The sequence below is a fragment of the Amycolatopsis sp. SID8362 genome (assembly GCF_010550475.1).
Lineage (GTDB): Bacteria > Actinomycetota > Actinomycetes > Mycobacteriales > Pseudonocardiaceae > Amycolatopsis > Amycolatopsis eburnea.
Genome location: NZ_JAAGNB010001836.1, coordinates 1 through 2,655 on the forward strand (window position 1 = coordinate 1; position 2,655 = coordinate 2,655).

Annotated in this window: 5 protein-coding genes; 4 read left to right on the top strand and 1 reads right to left on the bottom strand. The window is 74.0% G+C overall.

The genetic code is table 11. The annotated features are described in order from the left end of the window. A partial coding sequence (locus G3I65_RS55940) for an AfsR/SARP family transcriptional regulator (protein WP_160704757.1) occupies positions 1–768 on the bottom strand: 768 nt, incomplete at its 3' end. A gap of 175 nt (positions 769–943) precedes the next feature. Between G3I65_RS55940 and G3I65_RS55945 the strand changes: the two genes are divergently transcribed. The 4 genes from G3I65_RS55945 to G3I65_RS55960 all read left to right on the top strand — a co-directional run. Continuing rightward, on the top strand, positions 944–1,204 hold the full coding sequence (locus tag G3I65_RS55945; RefSeq protein ID WP_160704759.1) for a WXG100 family type VII secretion target: 261 nt from the start codon (positions 944–946) through the stop codon (positions 1,202–1,204). Further along, complete coding sequence (locus G3I65_RS55950; RefSeq protein WP_160704761.1) at positions 1,201–1,458, top strand: WXG100 family type VII secretion target; 258 nt, start codon at positions 1,201–1,203, stop codon at positions 1,456–1,458. The genes G3I65_RS55945 and G3I65_RS55950 overlap by 4 nt, the downstream gene beginning before the upstream one ends. A 46-nt stretch (positions 1,459–1,504) precedes the next feature. Next, positions 1,505–2,107, top strand: coding sequence for a response regulator transcription factor (locus G3I65_RS55955; RefSeq protein ID WP_125312595.1), 603 nt, complete (start codon positions 1,505–1,507; stop codon positions 2,105–2,107). A gap of 27 nt (positions 2,108–2,134) precedes the next feature. Continuing rightward, on the top strand, positions 2,135–2,655 hold a 521-nt coding region (locus G3I65_RS55960; RefSeq protein WP_240924609.1), incomplete at its 3' end, for an amidase family protein.

Below are 2,655 nucleotides of genomic sequence, written 5' to 3' on the forward strand. Positions count from 1 at the left end.
CTGTTCGCGCAACTGGTCGTACAGCCGCCGCAGCGCCGGGCCGGGCTCGGTGCCGGACGACTCGACGAGCCGGTCGCGGACGTCGGTGTACACCGCGATCGCCTCGGTCCGCCGGTCGGCGCGCACCAGCGCCCGCATGAGCAGCCCGCGCAGCGTTTCGCGGAACGGGTGTTCGCGGGTCAGCGCGGTCAGTTCGGCGACGAGTTCGGCGTGCCCGCCCGATTCGAGGACGACTTCGGCGCGCCGCTCGACCGTCGCGAGCCGCACCTCGGTGAGCCGCGCGCGCTGGGCGGCGGCGAACGGCCCGGGCAGGCCGGACAGCGGGACGCCGTGCCAGAGCCCGAGCGCTTCCTCGAGATCCTCGCGAGCGCCGCGGAGATCCCCGGCCGACTGCTTGCGCAGCGCCTGTTCGCGCAGGGCTTCGAACCGGTGGACGTCGATCGCGCCGGCGTCGAGGCGCAGGGAGTAGCCGGACCCGATCGACGCGAGCAGCTGCGGGCCCTCACCCTTGGCGCGGCCGGGTTCGAGCGCCCGCCGCAGGCCGGAGACGTAGGTGTAGATGGAGCCTTGCGCGCTCTGCGGCGGCGCTTCACCCCAGACGGCGTCGATCAGCTCCTCGCGCGAGACCGTGCGGTTCGGGTTCACCGCGAGCGCGGCGAGGACCGTCCGCCGGTGCGCGGAGCCGAGGTCGAGCTCCACCTCGCCGTGCCACGCCTTGACCGGGCCGAGCAGCTGGAGTCTCGGTGCGGAGCGGTCCGCAGCCGACATCGGTCTCCCTTCGTGCGCTGACGAAACGTCACGCGCCGGATGCCTGACGTGAGCATACGCGGCCGTCGTGAACCGGCAGGCAAGGATGGCGGACATTCGGGCAACGGGCGGGGAGCGGGGTTCCGCCGGTGCGGCCGGGTTTGCCACCCTCGGAACGCCTCGAGAGGAGTTCCGCATGGCCACAGCCGCGCCGACGGACGAGATGCGGCGGGCGGCCGCCCGCTTCGCGCACACCATCGAAGCGGCCCGCGCCCGGCTCCGCGACGTCAACAGCGAGATGGCGATGGTGCAGGCGTCGTGGCGGGGCGAGTCCGCGGTGCGCTTCGGCCAGGCGATGAACGACTGGGAGCAGGAGTTCGACGTGATCCTCTCGCGGCTGGCCCGGCTGCTCGAGACGACCGGCGGCGGCCCGGTGCCGCTGCAGCGCGTGCCGTGACGCGCCAGGAACTCGAGTTCAGCTTCGCCGGCCTCGTGCTCGACCGGATGGGGTCGATCACCGGCGAGCTCGGCGAGCTGCTCGCCGCGCTGGAGATCGACGTCGAGCCGGGGCTGGCCGGCTGGACCGGCGCGGCGCGCGAGGAGTACGCGCGGGCCAAGCGCGAATGGGCGCGCGCGGCCGAGCGGATGCCCGGCTCGCTGGCGCGGGCGCGGGCGGCGGTCGAGGAGCTGGAGACGTCTTCACGCGCGTGAAGACGGAATAGGGAAGGCGTGAAGGCGCGCCCGCCACACTGCGTCCATGAAGCCCGTGGAAGTGACCGTCCTCGCCTCGGACCCGATCACGCACGCCGGCGCCGAGAGCCTGCTGGAGTCGCATCCGGACGTCCGGGTGACCGACCTGGTGCCGGACGTCCTGCTGGTGATGGAGGAGCACGTCACCGAGGCGGTGCTGGGCGAGATCCGCGCAGCCAAGGCGTCCCACGTGGTGCTGGTCGTCGAGCACTTCCGCGAGAGCGACCTGATGGCGGTGCTGGAGTGCGGGGTCGTGGCGATCCTGCCGCGGCGCGAGACGGGCGGCGCCGAGCTGGTGACGGCGGTGCTCGCGGCGGGCGACGGCACGGCCAACCTGCCGCCGCGGCTGCAGGGGGCGCTGCTTTCGCAGGTCCAGCGGATGCGCAAGGACGTCCTGGAGCCGAACGGGCTCACGCTGTCCGGGCTCGCCGCGCGCGAGTGCGACGTGCTGCGCCTGGTCGCCGAGGGGTTCGGGACCGAGGAGATCGCGGCGAAGCTGTGCTACTCCGAGCGGACCGTGAAGAACGTCCTCTACGGCCTGATGACCCGCTGCGGCCTCAACAACCGCGCGCACGCCGTCGCTTACGCGCTGCGAGCGGGCGCCATCTGAGCCGTTCCGTCGGCTAGGGTCGCGATCATGGTGCTGACGGCAGTGGAGATCGCGGCCTCCGTCCGCGCCGGGACCCTCGACCCGGTCCGGGTGACCCAGGAGGCGCTCGACCGGATCGCCGCGGCGGACGGCGTCGTCGGCGCCTTCCGGCGGGTGCGTGCCGAAGAGGCGCTGAAGGAGGCCGCGGCGGTCGCCGCGCGTGCCGACCTCGCGTCGTTGCCGCTGGCCGGGGTGCCCGTCGCGGTCAAGGACGTCACGGAGATCGAGGGCGAGTTCGCTTCGCACGGTTCGCTGGCCGGTCCGTCTTCGCCGGCCACCGCGGACGGCTTGGTCGCGACGCGGCTGCGGGCCGCCGGCGCGGTGCTCGTCGGGCTGACGCGCGTGCCGGAGCTGTGCGTCTGGCCGATGAGCGACACCCCGGACGGCATCGCCCGCAACCCCTGGGACCCGACTTACGCCTCGGGCGGCTCGTCCGGCGGCAGCGCGGCGGCGGTGGCGGCCGGCCTGGTCCCGCTGGCCCACGGCACCGACGGCATGGGCTCGGTCCG

Excerpts from the sequence above, each read along its gene's own strand:
- G3I65_RS55945 (WP_160704759.1), top strand. The coding sequence starts at position 944 with ATGGCCACAGCCGCGCCGACGGACGAGATGCGGCGGGCGGCCGCCCGC.
- G3I65_RS55955 (WP_125312595.1), top strand. The coding sequence starts at position 1,505 with ATGAAGCCCGTGGAAGTGACCGTCCTCGCCTCGGACCCGATCACGCAC.